The organism is Streptomyces sp. CLCI03 (assembly GCF_053615355.1).
This window is the reverse complement of record NZ_CM132132.1, coordinates 5,137,550-5,159,079: the sequence shown is the minus strand read 5'-3', so window position 1 is coordinate 5,159,079 and position 21,530 is coordinate 5,137,550. Positions and strand designations below refer to the sequence as shown.

The window sequence follows — 21,530 nt, the reverse complement described above, 5'->3', positions numbered from 1 at the left end:
CACCTGGCACGTTCCGTCCTTCAGGGAGGAAGCGCATGAGCGTCCGAACCCGAGCCCGAGCCCGAAGAACCCTCCTCACGACCGTCACCGCGCTCGGGGCGGCCGCCCTGCTGCTCGCGGGGTGCGCCCAGGACCCCGAGGAGGACTCCGGGAAGGGCGCCCCGACCTCCGGCGCCTCCGGCGGCGCCACGACCACCCTCACCGTCGGCGTCTTCGGAGCCTTCGGCCTCAAGGAGGCCGGGCTCTACGACGAGTACATGGCGCAGAATCCCGGGATCCGCATCGAGCAGACCTCCATCGAGCGGAACGAGAACTACTACCCCCAGCTCCTCACCCACCTGGGCACGGGCAGCGGGCTCGCCGACATCCAGGCCGTCGAGGTCAACAACATCGCCGAGATCACCGCCACCCAGGCCGACAAGCTGGTGGACCTGGGCAAGGCCCCCGGCGTGGACAAGGCCGCCTACCTGCCCTGGAAGTGGGCCCAGGGCACGGCGAGCGCGGCCAAGGGCGGGGCCACGGTCGGCCTCGGCACGGACATCGGCCCGCAGGGCATCTGCTACCGCAAGGACCTCTTCGAGGCGGCCGGACTGCCCAGCGACCGGGCGGCGGTCGGGGCGCTGTGGGCGGGCGACTGGAACAAGTACCTGGAGGTGGGCCGGACGTACAAGGCGAAGGCCGGCGAGGGGAAGGCCTTCGTGGACTCGGCGTCGGGTGTGATGGCGGCGGTGACCGGCAGCAGCGCCCAGCGGTTCTACGACGACCAGGGCAAGGTCGTCTACAAGACCAACCCGGCGGTGCGCGGGGCCTTCGACCTGGCGGCCTCCTTCGCCACCGACGGTCTGAGCGCCAAGCTGCAGCAGTTCACCCCGGCCTGGGACCAGGGCTTCTCCAACGGCAACTTCGCCACCATCTCCTGCCCGGCCTGGATGCTCGGCTACATCCAGGACAAGGCGGGCTCGGCGGGCAAGGACAAGTGGGACGTGGCGCAGGCACCGAAGCCCAGCAACTGGGGCGGGTCCTTCCTGGTGGTGCCGAAGGCCGGCAAGCAGGCCGAGGCGGCCGCGAAGCTGGCGGCCTGGCTGACGGCCCCGGCGCAGCAGGCGAAGCTCTTCGAGAAGCGGGGAAGTTTCCCGAGCGCGAGCGCCGCGTACAAGCTGTCGACCGTGTCGGGCGCGCAGCACGCGTACTTCGGCGGCGCGCCGATCGGCGAGATCTTCGCGAAGGCGGCCGAGGCCGTGCCGGTGGCGGCGGTCGGTCCGAAGGACCTGGTGATCGCGCAGAACCTGGCGGACATCGGGATGCTCCAGGTCGACCAGAAGGGCCGGAGCCCCGAGGAGGGCTGGGAGGCCGCGGTGAAGGCGATCGACAACGCCTTGGACCAGTGAGGCACCGGTGACGGACGAGACGGCTGTCCTGTCCCCTTCCGCCGTCGGCCCGGAGCGGCCGGCGGCGGAAGGGGGCGGCCGGAGCCGGCCGGGCCAGGTGTGGCGCTCGCGCCGCTACCGCTGGGACCTGCGCTGGAGCCCGTACGCCTTCGTGGCGCCCTTCTTCCTCTTCTTCGCCGCCTTCGGGCTGTTCCCGCTGCTCTACACGGGCTGGGCCTCGCTGCACCAGGTGGAGCTGACCGATCCCGACAGCATGACGTGGGTGGGGCTGCGCAACTTCACCCGGCTGTGGGACGACGAGTTCTTCTGGAACGCGCTCCGCAACACGGTGACCATCGGGTTGCTGTCCACGGTGCCGCAGCTGGCGATCGCGCTGGGCCTGGCCCATCTGCTCAACTACCGTCTGCGGGGCTCCGCCTTCTTCCGGGTCGCGGTGCTCACCCCGTACGCGACCTCGGTGGCGGCGGCCACGCTCGTCTTCGTGCTGCTCTTCGGCCGGGACTACGGGATGGTCAACTGGGCGCTGTCGACGGTCGGTCTCGACGCGGTCGACTGGCAGAACGGCACCTTCGCCTCCCAGTTCGCGGTCTCCACCATCGTGATCTGGCGGTGGACCGGCTACAACGCGTTGATCTATCTGGCGGCCATGCAGGCCGTGCCGGCGGAGCTGTACGAGTCCGCCGCACTGGACGGGGCCTCGCGCTTCCAGCAGTTCCTCCACGTCACCGTGCCCTCGCTGCGGCCGACGATCTTCTTCACCTGTGTGGTGTCGACGATCGGGGCGACCCAACTGTTCGGCGAGCCGCTGCTGTTCAACGGCGGGTCGGGCGCGACCGGCGGCTCCGACCACCAGTTCCAGACGCTCGGGCTGTACCTGTACGAGCAGGGCTGGGTGAACCTGCACCTCGGGCGGGCCTCGGCGATCGCGTGGGCGATGTTCCTGATCCTGCTGCTGATCGCCGGGGCGGCGCGGCTGCTGCGCGGACGGAAGGAGACCCGATGAGGGCACTGCGCGCGGGCCGGCTCACGTACGTGGTGCTGGCCCTGTTCACGGCCGGCTCGCTCTTCCCCCTGGTGTGGACGGCGATCGCGGCCTCCCGGAGCAACACGCGACTGGCGCAGACCCCGCCGCCGTTCTGGTTCGGCGGGAACCTGGGGCGCAACCTCCAGGTCGCGTGGACCGACGCCAACATGGGCACCGCCCTGCTGAACACGGTGATCGTGGCGGGCACGGTCGCCGCGGGCACCGTGTTCTTCTCCACCCTCGCCGGGTTCGCCTTCGCCAAGCTGCGCTTCCGCGGCAGCCGGCCGCTGCTGGCGCTGGTGATCGCGACGATGCTGATCCCGCCGCAGCTGAGCGTGGTGCCGCTGTACATGCTGATCGCGAAGCTGTCGTGGACCGACCGGCTCCAGGCGGTGATCCTGCCGACGCTGGTGGGTGCGTTCGGGGTGTTCTTCATGCGCCAGTACCTGGTGCACGCGCTGCCGATGGAGCTGGTGGAGGCGGCGCGCACGGACGGGGCGAGTTCGCTGCGGGTGCTGTGGCACGTGGTGTTCCCGGCCGCCCGGCCCGCGATGGCGGTGCTGGGGATGCTGACCTTCGTCATGGCCTGGAACGACTTCTTCTGGCCGATCGTCGCGCTGACGCAGAACGGCAGCCCGACGGTGCAGGTGGCTCTGACCGGACTGGGCCGGGGCTACATCCCCGACCAGTCGGTGATCATGGCGGGTGCGTTGCTGGGCACGCTCCCGCTGCTGCTGGTGTTCCTCGTCTTCGGCCGGCAGATCGTCGGCGGCATCATGCAAGGAGCGGTCAAGGGATGACGCACACGAACACGAACGTCGAAGCCGCCGGCGCGGACCCGCACACGGACGCCGGCGCGCGGGAACTGCGCTTCCCCGAAGGGTTCCTGTGGGGAACGGCCACGGCGGCCTTCCAGATCGAGGGCGCCGCCGGCCTGCGCGGGCCGTCCATCTGGGACACCTTCTGCCGTACACCGGGCAAGGTGCACGGCGGCGACACGGGCGACGTCGCCGTCGACCACCACCGGCTGTGGCGGGAGGACGTCCGCCTGATGGCCTCGCTCGGACTCGGCGCCTACCGGTTCTCGGTGTCCTGGCCACGGGTCCTCGCCGGCGGGATCGGCTTCTACGACGCACTGGTCGACGAGCTGCTCTCGTACGGGATCCGGCCCTGCGTGACCCTGTACCACTGGGACCTGCCGCAGGAGCTGGAGAGCGCGGGCGGCTGGCCCGAGCGGGAGACGGCCTACGCCTTCGCCCGGTACGCCGAGCAGGTCACGGCGGCGCTGGCCGACCGGGTGGACCTCTGGACCACCCTCAACGAGCCCTGGTGCAGCGCCTTCCTCGGCTACGCCTCGGGCGTGCACGCCCCCGGCCGCACCTCCCCCGCCGACTCGCTGCGCGCCGCCCACCACCTCAACCTGGCCCACGGACTGGCCGCGGCGACCCTGCCGGCCGGGGCCCGGGCCGGTATCGCGCTCAACCCCAGCGCGGTACGGCCGCTGACCGACTCGGCTGCCGACGCGGACGCGGCGCGCCGGATCGACGCCCTGGCCAACCGGGTCTTCACCGGCCCGCTGCTGCACGGGGCCTACCCGCAGGACCTGCTCGCGGACACCGCCTCCGTGACGGACTGGTCCTTCGTCCGCCACGGCGACGAGGCGCTGATCCACCAGCCGCTGGACTTCCTGGGGGTGAACTACTACACGCCGGCGGTGGTCTCGGCCGCCCCCGACGGGGCCGGCCCGCGCGCCGACGGGCACGGGGCCACCGCGCACTCCCCCTGGCCCGCGGCGGATACGGTCGCCTTCCACCAACCCCCGGGCGAGCGGACCGACATGGGCTGGTCCATCGACCCGACCGGCCTGTACGACCTGCTGATGGGCTTCACCCGGGAGGCGCCGGGGCTGCCGTTGCTGGTCACCGAGAACGGCGCCGCGTACGCCCCGGACCTGCACGACCCGCAGCGCATCGGCTACCTGGAGGCTCATCTGGCGTCCGTCCACCGCGCCTTGGCGGACGGCGCCCCGGTGGAGGGCTACTTCCTGTGGTCGCTGATGGACAACTTCGAGTGGTCCTACGGGTACAGCAAGCGCTTCGGCATCGTGCAGGTCGACTACGAGACCCAGGCCCGCACCCCCCGCTCCAGCGCCCACTGGTACGCCCGCCTGGCCCGCAAGGGGAGCTTCCTCACCTACGGGGAGGAGACCGGCCTGAACGGGATGCGATAGGGGTCCCGACGGCCGCGGCCCGCTCCGGGACGCGGCCGCCGGTCCGCTCGCACCCGCCGCTACGATCATGATCCCCCCTTCTGCGGCCCGGAGACGACGATGCGCGCGAGTGACCACCGACCCGGCCGCACCACGCCCCCGCGCCCCCTGGACGTGGAGTCCCTCTTCCCGGACCTGGCCGCCCACCGCCGCACCGCGACCCGGCTGCACCCGCGCCCCGGCACGCCCGGCCCGCACGACAGCCACGTAGGAGGGCCGATGCTGTGGCCCGCCGACGAAGCCTGGCCGGTGTGCACCACCCCGCACCGGCGTGCCCCCGGACCGGAACCGCTGCCGCTGGTCGCCCTGACCCAGCTCCACGCCCGGGACGTGCCGGACCTGCCGGCCGGCCCGGACGGCTGCGATCTGCTGCAGGTGTTCTGGTGCCCCTTCGACGCCCACGGGCCCACCGGATACGGCATGTACACGCATCTGCGGTGGCGCCGGGCGGCCGAGGTCCACGAGCCGGCGGCCGAACTGCCGGCGCCGGCAGCCGTCGGCTTCGACGGGTACCTGCCCGAACCGTGCGTGCTGCACCCGGAGCGGATCACCGAGTACCCGTACATCGAGCTGCTCACCGGGGAGCTGGGAGCGGCGGTCGAGGAGTGGGAGGACGCCCAGGAGGAGGCCGCCTACGAGGCCGAGGAGGAAGCGGAGGAGGACGGCGACGAGCCTTGGCTGCCGACCTACCAGTACGATCTGTCCGTCGCCCCGGGCTGGAAGGTCGGCGGGCACGCGGCCTGGAACCTCACCGGGCCCGGAACCATGGACTGCGAAGCCTGCGGGTGCCCGATGGAGCTGCTGCTGACCGTCGCGACGACCGAGTGGCAGGCGGACCGGAAGAGCTGGATCCCGCTGGAGGACGGACCGATGAGCCCGACCGGCGTCGTCGTCGGCAACCACGGCAAGCTCAACGTCTTCGCCTGCCCCCGCGACCCGTCCCACCCGCACGGGTTCAGCGTGCAGTAGCGGGGCCGCTCAGGACGGGTTCAGGACCGGTTCCCCATCGCCGCCAGGCCCCTCGCCAGCTCCTCGGCGTTCATCACCGGAGCGACCTCGACCTCGGCGTTGAACTGCAGGAACAGGTCCTCCATCAGCGGCGGCATCTGCGCGCTGTCCTGCAGGTCGAAGACCATCCAGCACGAGCGCACCCCCTCGTGCAGGCCGAAGTAGGCGGCCTCCGGCTCCACCCGCTCCATCAGGGTCGTGATCGCCAGGGGCAGGGCGCCGGTCTTGATGCCCTCGTTGGTGGCGGCCGTGTCCATGTGCGCCCTGAGCATGACTCTCATGCGTGGCTCCTTCCGTCACGCCCACCCTCCGCGCGGGCCGCGGGCGCGGCAACATATGCGCCCCCGTCCGGGCCCGGGCCCGGAGCGCCGTCAGGCGCCCTGGACGTGGAAGTTGAAGTCGGCGTGCCCCAGCCGCCCCGTCAGCGACAACCAGATCGGCAGCAGCATCTCCACACCCCGCGCGGTCTGGATCCCGCCGAGGTCGAGGATGTTCGCCTCCGGCCACCCGAAGGAGCGCAGCAGCTCGCGCACGCTCGCCTTGGCCTCCTCGTCGTCCCCGGACAGGAACACGTCGTGGTCGCCGGCCACCCGGGCCGGGTCGACCATCACCGCGCAGTTCATGGTGTTCAGGGTCTTGACCACCCGCGCGCCCGGGAAGGTCCGCTGGAGCAGCTCGCCCAGGCTGTCGTTGTTGCCCGGGTCGAGCACGGGCGGCCACCCGCCCGAGAAGTCCAGCGGGTTGGCGAGGTCGATGAGCACCTTGCCGTCCAGGTGCTCGGCGCCCACCGAGCTCAGCACGTCGACGCTGACCCGACCACCGGTGGCGTTGACGAGGACCTCGGCCGAGCGGGCGGCCTCCGCGAAGGTCGCGAGCCCCACCCGGGGATGCTGGGCCTGCCAGACGGCGTACGGAGCGACCGGGGCTCCGGTCCCGGCCGGTTCGGTCCGGGCCAGTGTGGCGGCGGGGTCACGGGTGCCCACGCGTACGTCGTGCCCCAGGGAGACGAGCTTTGCGGCCACCGTACGACCCACCGTGCCGGTACCGAAGACTGCGAAGCGCACTGTGGAAGTCCCTTCACGCGAAGCCCGGTCAACCCAGGATCCCGAGATCGTAGAAGAACCGGTACCGGTCCGGGGCGTCCGGCAGGAACCAGTGGAGGCCCTCCTCCAGGAACACCGCCAGCAGGTCCACCGCGATCACCATGCCCAGGAACCACAGCGCGCACATGCCCGCCGTCCGCAGGGCCCCCGGCCGGACCGCCGGGACCGCACGGTCGGCCGTCACGTGGGCGAAGGCCAGGGCGACACCGACGCCGACCACCGAGAGCTGGAAGAGGATCCACGCCCACACGTACAGGTGCAGGCCGAACACCTCGCTCCCGTACCCCTTGGCCCCCGGCAGGATGTGCAGGGTGGTCTGCCGCCAGGACGCGAAGGAGCCCCCGATCGCCGCGAGCAGCGACATCCCCCAGCCCGTCATGTAGACGCGGGCCGTCACGGTGCCGCTGATCAGCGCCGCGCGGATGATGTACGCCGCGCCCAGGGCCGCCAGCACCATGAACATCCGCTGCGCGACGCACAGCGGGCACGGGATCTGCCCCAGCCCGAACTGGTGGTAGAGGCCCCCCAGGACGACACACGTCCAGCCGAAGGCGAAGAAGCAGGCGAACCAGTACTGGGCCCGGCCCAGCAGACCGCTCTCCGGCGGGGCGTCCGGCACGAGGCTGTGCATCGTCGCGGCCACGGTCAGTAGCTCAGCTTCAGCGCGAGACCGCTGGTGATGTGGTGGGCCGTCAGCAGGGTGACGGCGATCAGCACCGCCCACCACGCACCGAGCACGACGGTCCGGGACGCGCCCCGGTACAGGGCGACCAGCGTGGCGAGGAGCCCGCCGAAGATGAGGGTGTCCATGCCGCGGACCGTACCGAGACGGCGACATCGCGCCTGCTAGGCGCGCCCCCGGTTACGTCGGTTGCCGCGTCGGCCGCGCCCGGCGCGCCCCGCGCCGGGGCCGCCCAGGCTCCGGCCGTCCAGGCCGATCCAGACCCGGACCTCGGTCCCGCCGAGCACCGAGCGGCCCAGCCGCACGTCGCCGCCGGTCGACTCGGCGACCCGCCGCACGATGTCCAGGCCCAGTCCCGTCGACCCGTCGCGGCCGCCGTCGTTGCCGCGACGCAGGGCCGCGTCCGGGTCGGCGATCCCGGGTCCCGCGTCCGAGACGAGCACGATGACGGCGTCGCCCGCGTCGTGGACGTCCACCGAGAAGGGGGTGCCCTCGGGGGTGTGCCGGAAGACGTTGCCGAGCATGGCGTCGAGCGCCGCGGCGAGTTCGGGCCGCGCCACGGGGATCCGTACCGTACGGTCCACACCCGCGAGCCGCACCTCGCGGCCCTCGTCCTCGGCCAGCGCCGACCAGAAGTCCATCCGGTCGCGGATCACCTCGGAGGCGTCGCAGCCCGCGCCCGCCCCCGATCCGGGGCCGGTGGCCGGGCGCTGCTCCCGGGCGGTACGGATGATCGTGTCGACCTCGCGCTCCAGCTGCTCCACGGCGGCCCGGGTCTGTTCGGCGGCCGGGCCGTCGCCGAGCGAGGCCGTGTTGAGCCGCAGCACGGTCAGTGGGGTCCGCAGCCGGTGCGATAGGTCGGCGGCCAGTTCCCGCTCGTTGGCGAGGAGCTCGACGACCTGGTCCGCCATGGCGTTGAACGCGGCGGCCGCCGAACGGAGTTCCGTCGGCCCGTCCTCGGGCACCCGCGCGCCGAGCCTGCCCTCGCCGAGCTGGTGGGCGGCGTCCGCGAGCCGTTCGGCCGGCCGGACCAGCCGGGCGCCGAGCCGGTCGGCGACCGCGACCGAGCCGACGATCAGGGCCAGCCCGACGCCCGCGAGCACCAGCCAGGCCGTCGCGACGCCGTTGCTGACCTCGCTCTCCGGTACGAAGATCTCCACCACGGCGATGTCGCCGGACCCGAGCGCGGTCGGCTGGAGCAGCGCCGAGCCGCCGCCCGACACCTTGGCCGTCGTGGCCCGCCCCATCCGGCGGGTCTCCGCGACCGCGCGCTCGCCGGCCCGGCCCCGGCCGATGTCCACCCGCGGGCTGTCACCGATCGCGGGCACGTGGACGGCCATCCTCCGGGCGGCGCCCATCTGGGTGGACTCCACGGCCTTCTGCAGCTGTACGGGGTCGGTGGTGATGGACAGCGTCGGCCCGATGCTGGCGGCCTGCCGCTCGGCGTTGGAGAAGGCCCGGTCGCTGGCCATCTCCTGGACGACGAGGCCGAGGGGGACGGCGAAGGCCACGACCACCATGGCCGTGACCGCCAGGCACACCTTGACGAGCGCCCATCTCATCGCGCGCTCACCGGGGCGGCTCCAGCTTGACCCCGACCCCCCGCAGCGTGTGCAGGTAGCGCGGCCGGGCGGCGGTCTCGCCGAGCTTGCGGCGCAGCCAGGACAGGTGGACGTCGATGGTCTGGTCGTCGCCGTACGACTGCTGCCAGACCTCGGCGAGCAGTTCGCGCCGGGCCACGACCACCCCGGGTCGCCCGGCCAGGAAGGCCAGCAGGTCGAACTCCCGGCGGGTGAGGTCCAGTACGGCCCCGTCCAGTTCGGCCTGGCGGCGCAGCGGGTCGATGGCGAGACCGCCGACGCGCAGGACGCGCGAAGGCGGCTCGGCACCCGCGGCGGCCCGGGCCCGGCGCAGGACGGCGGACATCCGGGCGGAGAGGTGCTCCACGGAGAAGGGTTTGGTCAGGTAGTCGTCGGCGCCGTCGTTGAGCAGCCGGACGATCTCCGCCTCGTCGTCACGCGCGGTGGCGATGATCACAGGGACGTCGGTGATGCCGCGCAGCATCTTGAGCGCCTCGGACCCGTCCAGGTCGGGCAGTCCGAGGTCGAGGATGACCACGTCGAAACGGTGGTGCGCGACCTCGCGCAGGGCCTCCAGGGCCGTGCCGACGCTCCGCACGGTGTGCGAGGCCTCGGTCAGGTGCCGGATGAGGGCGGAACGTACGAACTGGTCGTCCTCGACCACGAGCACACTTGCCATGGCCCGCACGGTAGTCCATCCGAGCGACTCAGCGGGGTGTCGGGCCACTCTTGTGGCGGGTGGTGCAGTATGTGCTCTGATGCGACGAGGACTTCTCCATGCCATGGCCTGGATGCTGGCGACCGGCGCGGCGGTGACGCTGTCGTGGTGGGGCGTGCACACCGTCATGTCGGGAACGGCCTACGATCCACCGCTCGCGGTACCCCTGACCTCGCATCCCCTGTCCTCGTCGACACACAGCGCGCAGGCGTCCCCCTCGCCGTCCGCGTCCCCGTCGCCCTCCGCGTCACCCACACCGCAGGCGTCGCCGACCGCCGGGCCCTCTCCGGAGAAGTCCTCGAAGCCGGCCGCCGGTCCGGACCCCTACCGGCGGCCCGACGGCCAGGACGCGGACGCGGGCAAGGTGCAGGCCTATCCGGTGTCCGGCGGCCGGGTGGTCTTCTCCCTGGGCGCGTCCTCCGCCGAGCTCGTCTCGGCCACACCGGCGGCCGGTTGGCGGATGCAGGTGTGGAAGACGGACTTCTGGATCCGGGTCACCTTCACCCGGGACGGCCGCGAGGTGTCGGTCTTCTGCACCTGGCACGACCACCCGCCGCTGGTGGAACTCGTCGACCCCTGACCGACGGAACCGCTACCGGAAGACCGAGGGCGGCGGCTGCGGCGAGGCCACCGCGGAGTCGTCCGCGACCGGGGCCGCGCCGCCCGCGAAGTCCGCGAGGGCTCGGCCGTGCTCGACCCGGCCCGGGTGCGGGTCGCTCGCGACCCGGCGGGTGAACTCCGCTACGGGCAGTTCCCGGTCGGCCGCCACCAGGACCGCGTTGCCGAACCGTTTCCCCCGCCACACCACCGGATCGGCGGCCAGCGCCAGCTCCGCGAACCGGGACGCGGCCGTCGCGATCTGGCCCCGCAGGTGCGTCAGCGGGGGACCGTCCGCCAGATTCGCCACGTACCACCCGGTGGGCGCGAGGGCACGGCGTACGTCGTCCAGGAACTCGGTGCTCGTCAGGTGCGCCGGGGTACGCGCCCCGCTGAACACGTCCGCGATCACCAGGTCCGCCCAGCCGTCCGGAACCTTCGCCAGACCCGCCCGCGCGTCCACCGCCCGGACCCGGACCCGCGCCTGCGGATCCAGCGGCAGGTGTTCGCGTACGAAGGCCACCAGGGCGGCGTCGATCTCCACCACCTGCTGGGTGGAGCGGGGCCGGGAGGCGGCGGTGTAGCGGGCCAGGGTGAAGGCGCCGCCGCCCAGGTGCACCACGTTCAAGGGCTGCCGGGCGGGCGCGACGAGGTCGATCAGGTGGCCGATCCGCCGCTGGTACGCGAAATCCAGGTACCCGGGATCGGCCAGGTCCACGTGCGACTGCGGGGCCCCGTCGATCAGCAGGGTCCAGGCATCGGCCCGCTCCCGGTCCGGCTCCAGCTCCGCCCGGCCGCCGTCCACCTGCCCGACGACCGCCTCGGCGCCGCCCCGGCCGCGCTGCTTGCCCTTGTTCCTGTCCTTGCCTGCCACCACCCCATTGTGACCGGTCAGCGACAGTTGTCCGCGGCCTCGATCAGCCGCGCCGCCTCACCCAGCGCCGCACGCAGCACATCCGGATCCGTGACCGGCCCGACGGCCTCCGGCGGCAGCAGCCAGCCGGTGGCGCCCGCGGTCGGCGAGGCGGCGTCCCCGAAGCGCACACCGCGCCCGTTGGTCTGCGTACACGCACTGCCCGGCAGGTCCCACGCGTCGGCCGTACCGGACGGGACGAGGAAGCCGAGGGTGTCGCCGGACCCGTCGTGCAGGACCGGCCCGACCCCACCGGCCTGACTGGCGGCCCGGCGGATGATGTCCACCGCCTCCAGCCCCTGCCGCGTGGGAACGGTCACCAGGTCCAGGTCCGGGGCCGTGCCGAGCTCGGACGCGGTATTCGTTCCAGTGCTCTCCATGCCGCCCTCCACCAAGGGAACCCCTCCTCGATCCGTATCCGCATGGGTTCAACGCACGGGAACGTCAACGGGTGCGGTGGCAAGAGCCCGCAAAGGATGGCAGTTCATGGCGGATCGCGGGTGAGATATCCGTTTTGTAGCCAAACATCGCATGAACACCCCCTCGCTGGCGGTACGTTCATGCGCGCCGGACCCCCACGTCACAGCACCGGCACTGCGTTCCTTGCCAGAGAGGTCACGTCCATGGCGGCGTCCCCCCACTCACCCAACTCCACCTTCCGGCGACTGCGCGGGCAGCACTCCCCGGCCGAGTTCGCGGCCCTCGTACGCCGGGCCGCGAAGGAAATCGGAGAAACGGTTTCCTGCGACGCGCGCTACATCGGCCGGGTCGAGTCCGGCGAGATCCGCTGCCCCAACTACGCCTACGAGCGGGTCTTCCTCCACATGTTCCCCGGCCGCACCCTGGCCGACCTCGGCTTCTCCCCCCGCGAGAGCGTCCGCGGCCGCTCGGGCCGACGTGCTCCCCTCTCCCTCCCCCTCCACCGATCCCCTTCCAGTGCCAAGGAGAGCGACGTGCTGCGTCGCGCGTTCATGGCGGGCGGCTCCGCGACCGTGGCGGCCGCGACGCTCAGCCTCACCCTGCTCGGCGACACCCGCCGGCTCCCCTCCCGCGCCGGCGAGTCCGAAGCCGCCGCCGTCGAGGACGCGGTACGCCAGATCCGCCTGCTGGACGACCGGCACGGCGCCGACGCCCTGTACCGGCGGGCCGCCGAACCCCTGCGCACCGCCTACGCACTGCTCGACGCGGGAGCCACCCGGCAGTCCACCGAGGACCGGCTCCACTCGGGCGCCGGCGAACTGGCCGTCTCGGTCGGCTGGCTCGCCCACGACTCGGGCCGCTTCGACGACGCCCGCTCGCACTACGCCGAAGCCCTGGCGACGGCCCGGGTCGCACGGGACGCGGGCCTGGAGGCGCACGCCTTCAGCAACATGGCGTTCCTGGCCCGGGACTGCGGCCGCTCCCGCGAGGCGGTCCGCGCCGCCCAGGCGGGCCTCCGCGCCGCCCGCTCCCTCGGCTCCCCCCGGCTGCTGTCCCTGCTCGCGCTGCGGGAGGCGGGCGGATGGGCGGGACTGGCCGACCGCAAGGCCTGCGAGGAGGCACTGACCCGGGCGCACACGGAGTTCTCCCGCGGCGAGTCGGACGCCGACCCCGAGTGGATGTCCTTCTTCGGCCAGGCCGAACTGGAATCCCTGGAGGCACGCTGCTGGTCGGCCCTGGGCGAGCACGCCCGCGCGGCCCGGCACGCCCGCCGCGCCGCCGACCTCCAGGACCCCCACTTCGCCCGCAACGTGGCCCTCTACACCGCCGAACTGGCCGGCGACCTGGCCCGCGCGGGGGCCCCGGACGAGGCCGCGTGGGCGGGGGGCCGCGTACTGGACCTCCTGGCCGAGGTCCAGTCCACCCGCGTCCGCTCGATGCTGGCGGAAACGGCCGAAACCCTCATCCCCCACCAACGCTCCCCCCGGGTCGCGGCGTTCCTGACCCGCCGTGTCACGGTGTGACCTGCGGTCCGCTCGGCGGTACCCGCGGGTGCTCGGCGGTGTTCAGCCGGACCTTGCCCCTGCCCCTGCGGGGTGCTCGGTGGTGTGGGGTGCGGGTCGGGCTGCGCCCGGGGCGGCGCCTCAATCGCCGGCGGGGCTGGGGGTGTGGGTGGTGCGGGGCCCCGCAGGAGGGTCTCCTCGGCTCGGCGCGTGCGGGCACGTCCCGGCAAGGCGGCCGTGGTGACGCCTCGTCCTGCGGGGACCCTCCTGCGTGTCCCCGCCCCACGCCGGGGCTTCGACGGTACGGCCGGAGGGGTGGGGGGACGGGGTGGGGTGTCCCCGCAGGACGAGCGCGCAACCCCGCCCGACAGCCGAGACATGCCCGTAAGGCGCGAGCCGAGGAGACACCCCACCCCGCCCCCCACCCCGACACCCACCACGCCACAGGCCCGCACATCAAGCCCCGCCGGCGTTCGAGGCGCGGGTCCGGGCAGCGCCCGGCAGACGACCCGCACCGCCGAGCAACCCCGCAGGGGAACCGGCCCCGCCGGCGATTGAGGCGCGGCCCCGGGCGCAGCCCGAGTCCAGCTGAACACCGCCGAGCACCCCGCAGGGACACCGCAGGGACCCCGCCGGGACTACACGTCCAAGTGACCGGTGTCGTTCCAGCGTTCCAGCGCCGGAGCGCCGTACGCCCAGCCCAGGACCGACAGGGAGGTCGGCTCCAGGCGGATGCGGGCGCCGAAGGAGGCTTCGAAGCCCAGCCAGCGGGCGGCCAGCGTGCGCAGGATGTGGCCGTGCGCGAAGACCAGCACGTCCCGCTCCGCCGCCCGGGCCCACGCCACGACCTCGTCCGCCCGCGCCGCGACGTCCGCCACGGACTCACCGCCGGGGACCCCGTCGCGCCAGATCAGCCAGCCCGGCCGCACGGCTTGGATCTCGGCCGGGGTCATGCCCTCGTACTCGCCGTAGTTCCACTCCATCAGCGCGTCCCACGGCTCGGCCCGCGCCCCGAAGCCCGCCAGGTCGCAGCTCTCGCTCGCCCGCACCAGCGGGCTGGTGCGGACCTCGACGCCCGGCAGTCCCCGCCAGGGGTCCTTGGCCAGGCGCTCGCCGAGCAGTTTCGCGCCCAGCCTGCCCTCCTCCAGCATCGGTACGTCCGTGCGTCCCGTGTGCTTGCCGAGCTGGGACCACGCCGTCTGGCCGTGGCGGGCCAGCAGGATGCGGGGGGCCATGTGAGTTCTCCCGGTCGAGTCGATTCCGTCCATCATCCAACAGCCGGGCACCGCGGGGCACCGGTCGCACCGCTCCCCACCACCGGTTTCCGTACTCCGTCCACGATTGTCAGTGGCGGATGGGACACTTCCGCGGGTGAGCTCCTACCCGCCCGCCAGCCCCGCGCAGCCGACGTCTCTGCGGCAGCGGCTCGCCGGTCTGCGCGGCCCCGCCGTGCCGCCCCGTCCGCTCGACGCCCGGGCACTGGCGGCCCTCGCCGCCAATCCCGGCTGTGGCAGACGGGCCCTGCTCGACGGTGCCGGTGTGGACAAGACCGCCCTGGCCACGGCGCTCGGCTCGCCCGCCGCCTTCGGGCAGTCGCAGTTCGCCATAGTCCGTGGGAACTCCTTCGAGGCCAAGGTCAAGGGCGACGGCGGGGCCGAGCTGCTGCGGCTGGTGCACGCGCACCTCGACACGGCCGCCGAGCCGCCCGGTGCCGGTGCCCGCGTGCCCGATCTGAGCGCCGCCGGGCCCGAGGGCCGTGCCGCGCGGACCGCGCTCGCGCTGCGCGAGGCCACGTCGGCGAAGGACTGGACGCTGCTGGACCATCCGATGCTGGCGCTGGAGGTGGCCGGTTCCCCGGCCTATCTGGAGCCCGACGCCGTCGTCGTCCATCCCGACGGCCGGTGGACCGTCGTGGAGATCAAGTCGTTCCCGATGATCGACGGCGCCGCCGACGCGGCGAAGGTGGGCGCCGCCGCCCGGCAGGCCGCCGTCTACGCACTGGCCCTGGAGCGGACCGCCGGGAAGCTGCCCGGCGCCGAGGTGGGGCACACCGTGCTGCTGGTCTGCCCGAAGGACTTCTCCAACCTGCCCACCGCCGCCCCCGTCGACATCCGTCGCGAGCGCTCGGTGACCCGCCGCCAGCTGGATCGGCTGACCCGTGTCGAGGAGCTGGCCGCCGCGCTGCCCGAGGGTCTCAGCTTCGACCCGGCGACCCGGACCGCCGAGGAGCTCGTGGAGGCCGTGTCCGCGGTGGACGCCGCCTACGCCCCCGAGTGCCTGGCCGCCTGTGAGCTGGCCTTCCACTGCCGTGACCGGGCCCGTTCCGCCGACCAGGTCACCGCGCTGGGCCGGTCGGTCCGCGGTGAGCTGGGCGCGCTGACCACCGTCGAGGCCGCCCTCGCGGCGGCCGCCGGGACCGGTTGTGCCGAGGATCCGACCGCCGCCGCGCTGCACCGGGCCGCCCGGCTGCGCGCCGAGGCCCTGGAGCTTGCCGCCGTCCGTCCGCCGCACCCCTCCCCGGAGACCCCCGCATGCCCCTGCTGAGCACCCTGGCCCGGCTGGAGGCCGTACGCGCGGGGCGCGCCCAGCCGCTCGCGACCGTGCGGCACCGCCATCTGAGCGAGCGCCCGATGGTTTTCGTGCCGCTGACCACGGCCGGTGAGGCGGGTGCCCCGCTCGGCGCGATGGTGGGCACCGATCGGCACGAGCCGCGGCTGTTCGTGATACCTCAGCCGCGCGACCGGGACCGCCGCTGGGCCTTCCTCGCGGAGCTGGCCGTGGAGGTGCTGGCGCACATCGACGCGTACGCGGACGTGGTGGAGCCGGCGGAGCGCAGCGAGACCGATCCGGAGACGGGCAAGCGGGTCAAGGTGGAGACCGAGCTGTGCGTGGACGCGCCGCAGCTGATCGTGCCGAGCCGGGCGGGTGTGGAGTACGTACGGCTGCTGGGGCGCTCGATGCGTTTCCGGCGCACCGCCGAGGAGGATCCGGAGAATCCGTATCCGGCGCCTTCGCAGGTGCCGTTGCTCGGGCGCTGGTTCACGCATCTCGCCGAGCGTTCGCGGGTGCCCGGCTCCTCGATGCTGCTGTCGGCGACGGACCTGCTGTCCCGGCACTGGGCCACCGGCCAGAGCAATCTGGAGGACCAGCACCTGGGCGCGCTGCTGGGGTGGATCGATCCGCCCGAGGGCCGGTCGGGTGCCGAGGAGGCCCACCGGGCCGAGGTGGGTCGCGACGGGGACGGCCAGTTGGTGTGTCCGCCCGCCGGTCCGGCGACCGACCCGGCCTTCGACAACAAGCTGCTGGCTCCGGCCATCGCCCGGTACGACGCCGCGCGTACGGACCTGGCGGCCGGGCTCGGGGACGACGACCGGCATGTCCGGGCGGCCGAGCGGGAGGTGCGCCGGCTGGTGGAGTCCCAGCTGTCGGGCACCTGGCGGAGGACCTGGGAGGCGATCGACCTGCTGCGCGCCCTGCCGCCGGGCGAGCGGGCGGAGGAGCGCTGGACGCGCGACCGCTGGTCCTACACGGGGCACCGGGACCGGGTCCGGGCGGGCGAGCCGCCGCAGCCGCGCCGCGACGACGCGGTGACGGCGGCCCAGAAGCTGGCCACGCGGGAGACGGAGCAGGTGCGGCTCGACGCGCAGGAGGCCTTGGACGACCCGTTGGTGATGGCGGGTCGGCGGTTCGCGGGCGAGGCTTTCGCCGGTGAGGTCACCGAGGTGGTGATGGAGTGGACGGAGTCGAAGCGGCCGAGTCCGCGCCCGTTGGTGACGGTGGTGACGGCGGACCGGCCGCAGCTCGCCGACGAGGGTGGCGGGAAGGTGTTCCGTTCGCTGGACGGGCGTCCGCAGAGCGCGCAGTTCGTTCGTTTCGAGGAGGACGGGCGGCTGGTGCTGCGGCTCCTCGACAAGATGGGCCGCGGCCGGGACCCCGAGCCGGGGACGGTCCCGGAGAAGGGCGACCGGATCTGCTGGACGCTCTTCGAGCACGACGCGCGGGGCGGCCCGAAGCTTCCCGAGCCCGAGCAGACCCCGTGGACGCACGGCGGCCCGCCGGGATCGGCGGCCGGCGTCCTCCCCCTGCCCGATTCCGTGACCGACGAGGACCTGCTGTGACCACGACCGCTTCCTTCGACCCGGGTGCGGCGGCCGCCCGGGCGACCGCCGCGATCCTGGCCGACACCCTGCACGGGACGGAGCGGGGGGTGGTCGTCGACTCGCCGCCGGGCGCGGGCAAGTCGACGCTCGTGGTGCGGGCGGCCCGGGAGCTGGCCGCGGCGGGCCGCCGGCTGATGGTGGTGGCGCAGACGAACGCGCAGGTCGACGACCTGGTGCTGCGTCTCGCCGACAAGGACCCGGAGTTGAAGGTCGGCCGGTTGCACAGCAGTGACGGGGACGCCTACGATCCGGCGCTGCGCGAGCTGCCCTCGGTCACGTTGTCGGCCAAGCCGAAGGACCTGGCGGAGCTGCCGATCACCATCTCCACGGCGGCGAAGTGGGCGTTCGTCAAGGATGTGGAGCCTTGGGAGCACGCCATCGTCGACGAGGCGTACCAGATGCGTTCGGACGCGCTGCTGGCCGTGGCCGGGCTGTTCGAGCGGGCGCTGTTCGTGGGCGATCCGGGGCAGTTGGATCCGTTCAGTGTGGTGGGTGCGGAGCAGTGGGCGGGGTTGTCCTACGATCCTTCGGCCTCGGCGGTGAGCACGCTGCTGGCGCACAATCCGCAGCTGCCGCAGCACCGGCTGCCGGTGTCGTGGCGGCTTCCGGCGACGGCGGCGCCGCTGGTCTCGCGCGCCTTCTACCCGTACACGCAGTTCCGCAGCGGTACGGGCCCGGGTGAGCGGCGGCTGGCGTACGGGGTGCCCTCGGACGGGTCGGGGCCGGATCGGGTGCTGGACGAGGCGGCGGAGGCGGGCTGGGGTCTGCTGGAGCTGCCGGCGCGGCACACCCCGCGTACGGACCCGGAGGCGGTGCGGGCGGTGGCGCTGGTGGTCCGCCGGGCCCTGGACCGCGGGGCGGTGACCTCGGACGAGCAGTCCCCGGCGCCGGCTCCGCTGACGGCGGACCGGATCGCGGTGGGTACGGCTCACCGCGACCAGGCGGCCGCGGTCCGCGCGGCGTTGGCTTCGCTGGGGGTCACGGGGGTCACGGTGGACACCGCGAACCGGCTGCAGGGCCGCGAGTACGACCTGACGGTGGTCCTGCACCCGCTGTCGGGCCGCCCGGACGCGACGGCGTTCCATCTGGAGACGGGCCGGCTGTGCGTGCTGGCGTCCCGGCACCGGCACGCGTGCGTGGTGGTGGCCCGGGCGGGCATCGCGGAGTTGCTGGACGACCATCCGTCGACGGAGCCGGTGCAGTTGGGCGTGACGGTCAAATTTCCGGATGGTTGGGAGGCGAACCACTCGGTCCTGGCCCATCTGGCCGAGCACCGGGTGGCCTGGCGGCCGTAGGGAAGGTCTGCGGGGCCCGGTCGCCCCGTCACCTCACCCCGCCGTTGTGATCTTCGGGCGGATGTGGAACCAGGAACCCCCCGATCGCAGGACGAGGCCGGCCACCGGCTCGCGGACGGAGTACACATCGAGCTCGACCACGAGGACGGGGACGTCGCGCACGTACGGGTCTCCGGGTTCACCGTCTGAGTCCCGGCGGCGGCGCCGCGGGCGAGAGCCCTCGCCGGCTCACGATTTACGGCGGGCGCCCAGGCGTTCGTGGAGGACCTCGCCGATCTCGGCCAGGGTGCGGAGCTGGTCCGGGGTCAGGGCGTCGATCAGGTGGCGGCGCACGGACTCCACGTGGAGCGGGGCCGCCTCCGTGATCAGGGTGACGCCGGCGTCGGTGAGGACCACCTCCGCCCCGCGGCCGTCGGTGGCCACCTCCTCGCGGCGGACGGCGCCGCGCTGCTCCATGCGGGTGAGCTGGTGGGACAGCCGGCTGCGGGACCAGCGCATCAGCTCGGCCAGTGCGCTGATGCGCATACGGTGGCCGTCCGTGGAGCCGAGCACGGAGAGGACGTCGTAGTCGGCCTCGGAGAGTCCGCTGTCCTGCGTGAGGTCGCGCGCGATCTCGGCGTTGACCAGCGGGAACATCCGCCGCCACGCGTACCAGGCGTCCTGTTCGGACTCGGTGAGCCAGCGGGGACCTGGCTCCGGTGCGGGGGTCATGCCCGCCACTCTAGCCAGGTCGGTGACACATCACCTACCTGGTTGACATGTCATCCAGATCCTGGGTTTCATCAGGTGACACATCAACAGCCGCACCCAACGGGGAGTTCCCAGCATGACCCGCCTGCACGTTATCTCCGCCGCCACCCGCCCGACCTCCGCCGGCCGCCCGCTCGCCCACTGGGTCACCGAGCAGGCCCGCGAGCGGGGCGGCTTCGACGTCACCTCCGTCGACCTCGCCGAGATCGCCCTGCCCTTCCTCGACGAGCCCGAGTACGCCTCCACCGGCAACTACGCGCACCAGCACACCCGCGACTGGAGCGCCCTGGTCGACTCGGCCGACGCCTTCCTCTTCGTCCTGCCGATGTACAACGGCGGCTTCACCGCCCCCTTCAAGAACGCCATCGACTTCCTCTACAACGAGTGGAAGGGCAAGCCGGTCGGCATCGTCAGCTACAGCGCCGGCCCCACCGGCGGCGCCCCGGCCGCCGAGATGCTGCTGCCGGTCCTCACCCGCCTCGGCATGCTGCCCGCCGAGCGTTCCGCCGCGATCCCGGGCATCCCCAAGCTGCTCGGCCCCGAGGGCTTCCAGGCCCCGGAGGCGCTCGCGGGCGAACTCGCCGGGGTCCTGGACGACGTGGCCGAACTGGCCGCGCGGCGCGCCGCCGAGGCCGTCACGGTCTGAGCCGGCTCCCCGCCGCGGGTGCCACCCGCCTCCGCCGCCCGGTCGGTGCCCGCGACCGGGCGGCGGGGGTGCGGATCGGTTCGAATCGGCGCGGATGTCGGCGCCGGCCGATCACGCGTGCGACTCAACCGTCACCGAACCCGTCGTCGCCCTCGCGCACCCCATCGGCCGTACGGGTGTTCCAGCCCCTCGCGCAGGGGGCTTGCGTGGCGTTGGACAATGGACGGTGGCCCGGAATCACTTCGCACGCGCAGCAGGAGGACACGCATGGCAGAGCCCGAGCGGACCGAGCGGCGGCTGCGGCCGGCGCCTCTGCTCTTCGAGCCCTCGGAGGCCGTGGCGGACCCGGAGCACTTCTTCGACCTGGAGTCGATCGAGGACCCGAGGGAGCTGCTGACCCGTGCGACCGAGCTGACGCTGGCCTTCCGGGCCGCGCAGGAGCGGGCGGTGGAGTTCCAGGCCCTGGCGGCGGCCCAGCTGGCGGATCCCCGCCGGTTCGACCGGCTCTCGCCGGCGCTGATCGCCGAACAGGCCGAGTGGACCGAGGACTACGCCCTCAAGATGATCGAATTCGGCGAGACCCTCCAGCGCGGCACCGGCACCGACCTCACCTAGACCGTCGAGCGCGCACCGCCGAACGCGGCGGACCGGCGGTGCGCAAGATACTCCAGCGACACCTTCCCCGTCCCGGTTTTCGGTAACTCCAGGCATCCAAATCGCTACGGCGGGTACACCTGGCATATGACGACGCTGACGACGGCCCCCGCCCGCACCGCGCCCGCCACCCACGTCACCCCGCAGGGCGCCGCCTGGCTCACCTCGGCGGCCGCCCACCCCCGGCGCACGCTCGCGGTGTGGGAGGCGCGGCCCGGACTGCCGGCCACGCTGCCCTGCGGGGACCCGTTCGACGTCGTCAACGTCCCGCTCGTCCTCGGGCGCCGCGTCCTGGACCTGCTCTGGGCCGAGGGCCCCGGCTCCGGGCCGGTCGCCGTGCACCGCGGCCGGATGCTGCTGTTCGCCGCGCCCGGTACCGCGCACCGGCTGCCCGCCCTGTTGGCGTGGGAGGAGTGGGGAGGTTCCCGTACCGCCCCGGCGCCGCTGTGTCACGGCCGCGGCGACGCCGTCACCGTGCCGCCGCTGGCCGCCACCCCCGGCCAGTCCCGGTGGCTCGTGGCCCCGGACGCGCGTGAGCCCTGGCTTCCCGGGCCGGAGGCCCTGCTCTGGGCCTTCGTACGGGCGGCCCGCAGCCCCGCACCGACCGGACCTGGGGATATCGATTTTTCGTTCCGCGGATCCTCCTGCTAATGTCTCTCTCGTCACCAAGCGCCGCTAGCTCAGTTGGTTAGAGCAGCTGACTCTTAATCAGCGGGTCCGGGGTTCGAGTCCCTGGCGGCGCACAGACGGAAGAAGGCCTCCACGCGAGTGGGGGCCTTCTTCGTCGTCCGGTGGGGCGCGCCGCGGGCCGTCCCCCGGCG

The 21,530-nt window shown here is 73.3% G+C and carries 23 protein-coding genes, 1 tRNA gene and 1 pseudogene; 15 read left to right on the top strand and 10 right to left on the bottom strand.

Going from position 1 to position 21,530, the window contains the following annotated elements; all coding sequences use genetic code 11:
- Positions 1 to 35: 35 nt before the first annotated feature.
- The 5 genes from ACWG52_RS23820 (at position 36) to ACWG52_RS23800 (ending at position 5,650) form a co-directional block, all read left to right on the top strand.
- A complete protein-coding gene (locus ACWG52_RS23820; RefSeq protein WP_390141225.1) occupies positions 36 to 1,388 on the top strand; it encodes an ABC transporter substrate-binding protein in 1,353 nt (450 codons plus the stop codon).
- Positions 1,389 to 1,395: 7 nt separating this feature from the next.
- Complete coding sequence (locus ACWG52_RS23815; RefSeq protein WP_389811407.1) at positions 1,396 to 2,391, top strand: carbohydrate ABC transporter permease; 996 nt, start codon at positions 1,396 to 1,398, stop codon at positions 2,389 to 2,391.
- Entirely contained in the window at positions 2,388 to 3,212 is an 825-nt protein-coding gene (locus ACWG52_RS23810) for a carbohydrate ABC transporter permease (protein ID WP_078909406.1), read from the top strand. The genes ACWG52_RS23815 and ACWG52_RS23810 overlap by 4 nt, the downstream gene beginning before the upstream one ends.
- The gene (locus tag ACWG52_RS23805) at positions 3,209 to 4,642 is read left to right on the top strand and encodes a GH1 family beta-glucosidase (protein WP_390141227.1); all 1,434 of its coding nucleotides are present in this window, start codon (positions 3,209 to 3,211) and stop codon (positions 4,640 to 4,642) included. Before ACWG52_RS23810 ends, ACWG52_RS23805 begins: the two co-directional genes overlap by 4 nt.
- 99 nt (positions 4,643 to 4,741) lie before the next feature.
- A complete protein-coding gene (locus ACWG52_RS23800) occupies positions 4,742 to 5,650 on the top strand; it encodes a hypothetical protein (RefSeq protein ID WP_453125840.1) in 909 nt (302 codons plus the stop codon).
- 20 nt (positions 5,651 to 5,670) lie between these two features.
- Here the strand turns inward: ACWG52_RS23800 and ACWG52_RS23795 are convergent, their stop codons facing one another.
- From ACWG52_RS23795 to ACWG52_RS23770, 6 genes are all read right to left on the bottom strand, one after another.
- The gene (locus ACWG52_RS23795) at positions 5,671 to 5,970 is read right to left on the bottom strand and encodes a hypothetical protein (RefSeq protein WP_389811397.1); all 300 of its coding nucleotides are present in this window, start codon (positions 5,968 to 5,970) and stop codon (positions 5,671 to 5,673) included.
- Between the two features lie 90 nt (positions 5,971 to 6,060).
- Positions 6,061 to 6,753: an NADPH-dependent F420 reductase gene (locus tag ACWG52_RS23790; RefSeq protein WP_389811394.1), complete on the bottom strand. Its 693-nt coding sequence runs from the start codon at positions 6,751 to 6,753 to the stop codon at positions 6,061 to 6,063.
- A gap of 28 nt (positions 6,754 to 6,781) precedes the next feature.
- Entirely contained in the window at positions 6,782 to 7,435 is a 654-nt protein-coding gene (locus ACWG52_RS23785; RefSeq protein WP_389811391.1) for a disulfide bond formation protein B, read from the bottom strand.
- 2 nt (positions 7,436 to 7,437) lie between these two features.
- Complete coding sequence (locus ACWG52_RS23780; protein WP_167745558.1) at positions 7,438 to 7,602, bottom strand: DUF5993 family protein; 165 nt, start codon at positions 7,600 to 7,602, stop codon at positions 7,438 to 7,440.
- A 36-nt stretch (positions 7,603 to 7,638) separates the two neighbouring features.
- Positions 7,639 to 9,036 carry a sensor histidine kinase gene (locus tag ACWG52_RS23775; RefSeq protein ID WP_389811387.1) on the bottom strand — a complete coding sequence of 466 codons (1,398 nt, stop codon included), beginning with the start codon at positions 9,034 to 9,036 and terminating at the stop codon, positions 7,639 to 7,641.
- 7 nt (positions 9,037 to 9,043) lie between these two features.
- Positions 9,044 to 9,733, bottom strand: coding sequence for a response regulator transcription factor (locus ACWG52_RS23770; protein ID WP_030010722.1), 690 nt, complete (start codon positions 9,731 to 9,733; stop codon positions 9,044 to 9,046).
- A gap of 79 nt (positions 9,734 to 9,812) precedes the next feature.
- Here ACWG52_RS23770 and ACWG52_RS23765 point away from each other — a divergent pair, with 79 nt between their 5' ends.
- Positions 9,813 to 10,352, top strand: coding sequence for a hypothetical protein (locus tag ACWG52_RS23765; RefSeq protein WP_390141231.1), 540 nt, complete (start codon positions 9,813 to 9,815; stop codon positions 10,350 to 10,352).
- A 12-nt stretch (positions 10,353 to 10,364) separates the two neighbouring features.
- On the opposite strand, the gene ACWG52_RS23760 is transcribed toward ACWG52_RS23765, so the two are convergent.
- Positions 10,365 to 11,243: a spermidine synthase gene (locus tag ACWG52_RS23760; protein ID WP_389811379.1), complete on the bottom strand. Its 879-nt coding sequence runs from the start codon at positions 11,241 to 11,243 to the stop codon at positions 10,365 to 10,367.
- 17 nt (positions 11,244 to 11,260) lie between these two features.
- Positions 11,261 to 11,662 (bottom strand): hypothetical protein, encoded by a 402-nt coding sequence (locus tag ACWG52_RS23755; RefSeq protein ID WP_390141233.1) that lies wholly within the window; start codon positions 11,660 to 11,662, stop codon positions 11,261 to 11,263.
- A gap of 243 nt (positions 11,663 to 11,905) precedes the next feature.
- On the opposite strand from ACWG52_RS23755, the gene ACWG52_RS23750 reads away from it, so the two are divergent.
- Complete coding sequence (locus ACWG52_RS23750; RefSeq protein ID WP_390141234.1) at positions 11,906 to 13,225, top strand: tetratricopeptide repeat protein; 1,320 nt, start codon at positions 11,906 to 11,908, stop codon at positions 13,223 to 13,225.
- Positions 13,226 to 13,842: 617 nt separating this feature from the next.
- On the opposite strand, the gene ACWG52_RS23745 is transcribed toward ACWG52_RS23750, so the two are convergent.
- Positions 13,843 to 14,439 carry a histidine phosphatase family protein gene (locus ACWG52_RS23745; RefSeq protein WP_389817374.1) on the bottom strand — a complete coding sequence of 199 codons (597 nt, stop codon included), beginning with the start codon at positions 14,437 to 14,439 and terminating at the stop codon, positions 13,843 to 13,845.
- 136 nt (positions 14,440 to 14,575) lie between these two features.
- Here ACWG52_RS23745 and ACWG52_RS23740 point away from each other — a divergent pair, with 136 nt between their 5' ends.
- The 4 genes from ACWG52_RS23740 (at position 14,576) to ACWG52_RS23725 (ending at position 18,848) form a co-directional block, all read left to right on the top strand.
- Positions 14,576 to 15,748: a hypothetical protein gene (locus tag ACWG52_RS23740; RefSeq protein WP_389817371.1), complete on the top strand. Its 1,173-nt coding sequence runs from the start codon at positions 14,576 to 14,578 to the stop codon at positions 15,746 to 15,748.
- Positions 15,736 to 17,322 (top strand): hypothetical protein, encoded by a 1,587-nt coding sequence (locus tag ACWG52_RS23735; protein WP_389817368.1) that lies wholly within the window; start codon positions 15,736 to 15,738, stop codon positions 17,320 to 17,322. The genes ACWG52_RS23740 and ACWG52_RS23735 overlap by 13 nt, the downstream gene beginning before the upstream one ends.
- A complete protein-coding gene (locus ACWG52_RS23730; protein WP_390141379.1) occupies positions 17,319 to 18,659 on the top strand; it encodes an AAA domain-containing protein in 1,341 nt (446 codons plus the stop codon). The genes ACWG52_RS23735 and ACWG52_RS23730 overlap by 4 nt, the downstream gene beginning before the upstream one ends.
- Before the next feature lie 63 nt (positions 18,660 to 18,722).
- Positions 18,723 to 18,848, top strand: coding sequence for a hypothetical protein (locus tag ACWG52_RS23725; RefSeq protein ID WP_389817360.1), 126 nt, complete (start codon positions 18,723 to 18,725; stop codon positions 18,846 to 18,848).
- A 39-nt stretch (positions 18,849 to 18,887) separates the two neighbouring features.
- Here the strand turns inward: ACWG52_RS23725 and ACWG52_RS23720 are convergent, their stop codons facing one another.
- Positions 18,888 to 19,370 (bottom strand): MarR family winged helix-turn-helix transcriptional regulator, encoded by a 483-nt coding sequence (locus tag ACWG52_RS23720; protein ID WP_389817358.1) that lies wholly within the window; start codon positions 19,368 to 19,370, stop codon positions 18,888 to 18,890.
- A gap of 115 nt (positions 19,371 to 19,485) precedes the next feature.
- Here ACWG52_RS23720 and ACWG52_RS23715 point away from each other — a divergent pair, with 115 nt between their 5' ends.
- The 4 genes and pseudogenes from ACWG52_RS23715 (at position 19,486) to ACWG52_RS23700 (ending at position 21,452) form a co-directional block, all read left to right on the top strand.
- Positions 19,486 to 20,055: an NADPH-dependent FMN reductase gene (locus tag ACWG52_RS23715; RefSeq protein WP_453125833.1), complete on the top strand. Its 570-nt coding sequence runs from the start codon at positions 19,486 to 19,488 to the stop codon at positions 20,053 to 20,055.
- 267 nt (positions 20,056 to 20,322) lie between these two features.
- On the top strand, positions 20,323 to 20,670 hold the full coding sequence (locus ACWG52_RS23710) for a hypothetical protein (protein WP_030728746.1): 348 nt from the start codon (positions 20,323 to 20,325) through the stop codon (positions 20,668 to 20,670).
- A 126-nt stretch (positions 20,671 to 20,796) separates the two neighbouring features.
- Positions 20,797 to 21,388 (top strand): annotated as a pseudogene (locus tag ACWG52_RS23705) (bifunctional DNA primase/polymerase).
- Positions 21,379 to 21,452: transfer RNA gene (locus ACWG52_RS23700), tRNA-Lys, on the top strand. The pseudogene ACWG52_RS23705 and the gene ACWG52_RS23700 overlap by 10 nt, the downstream one beginning before the upstream one ends.
- Positions 21,453 to 21,530 lie beyond the last annotated feature (78 nt).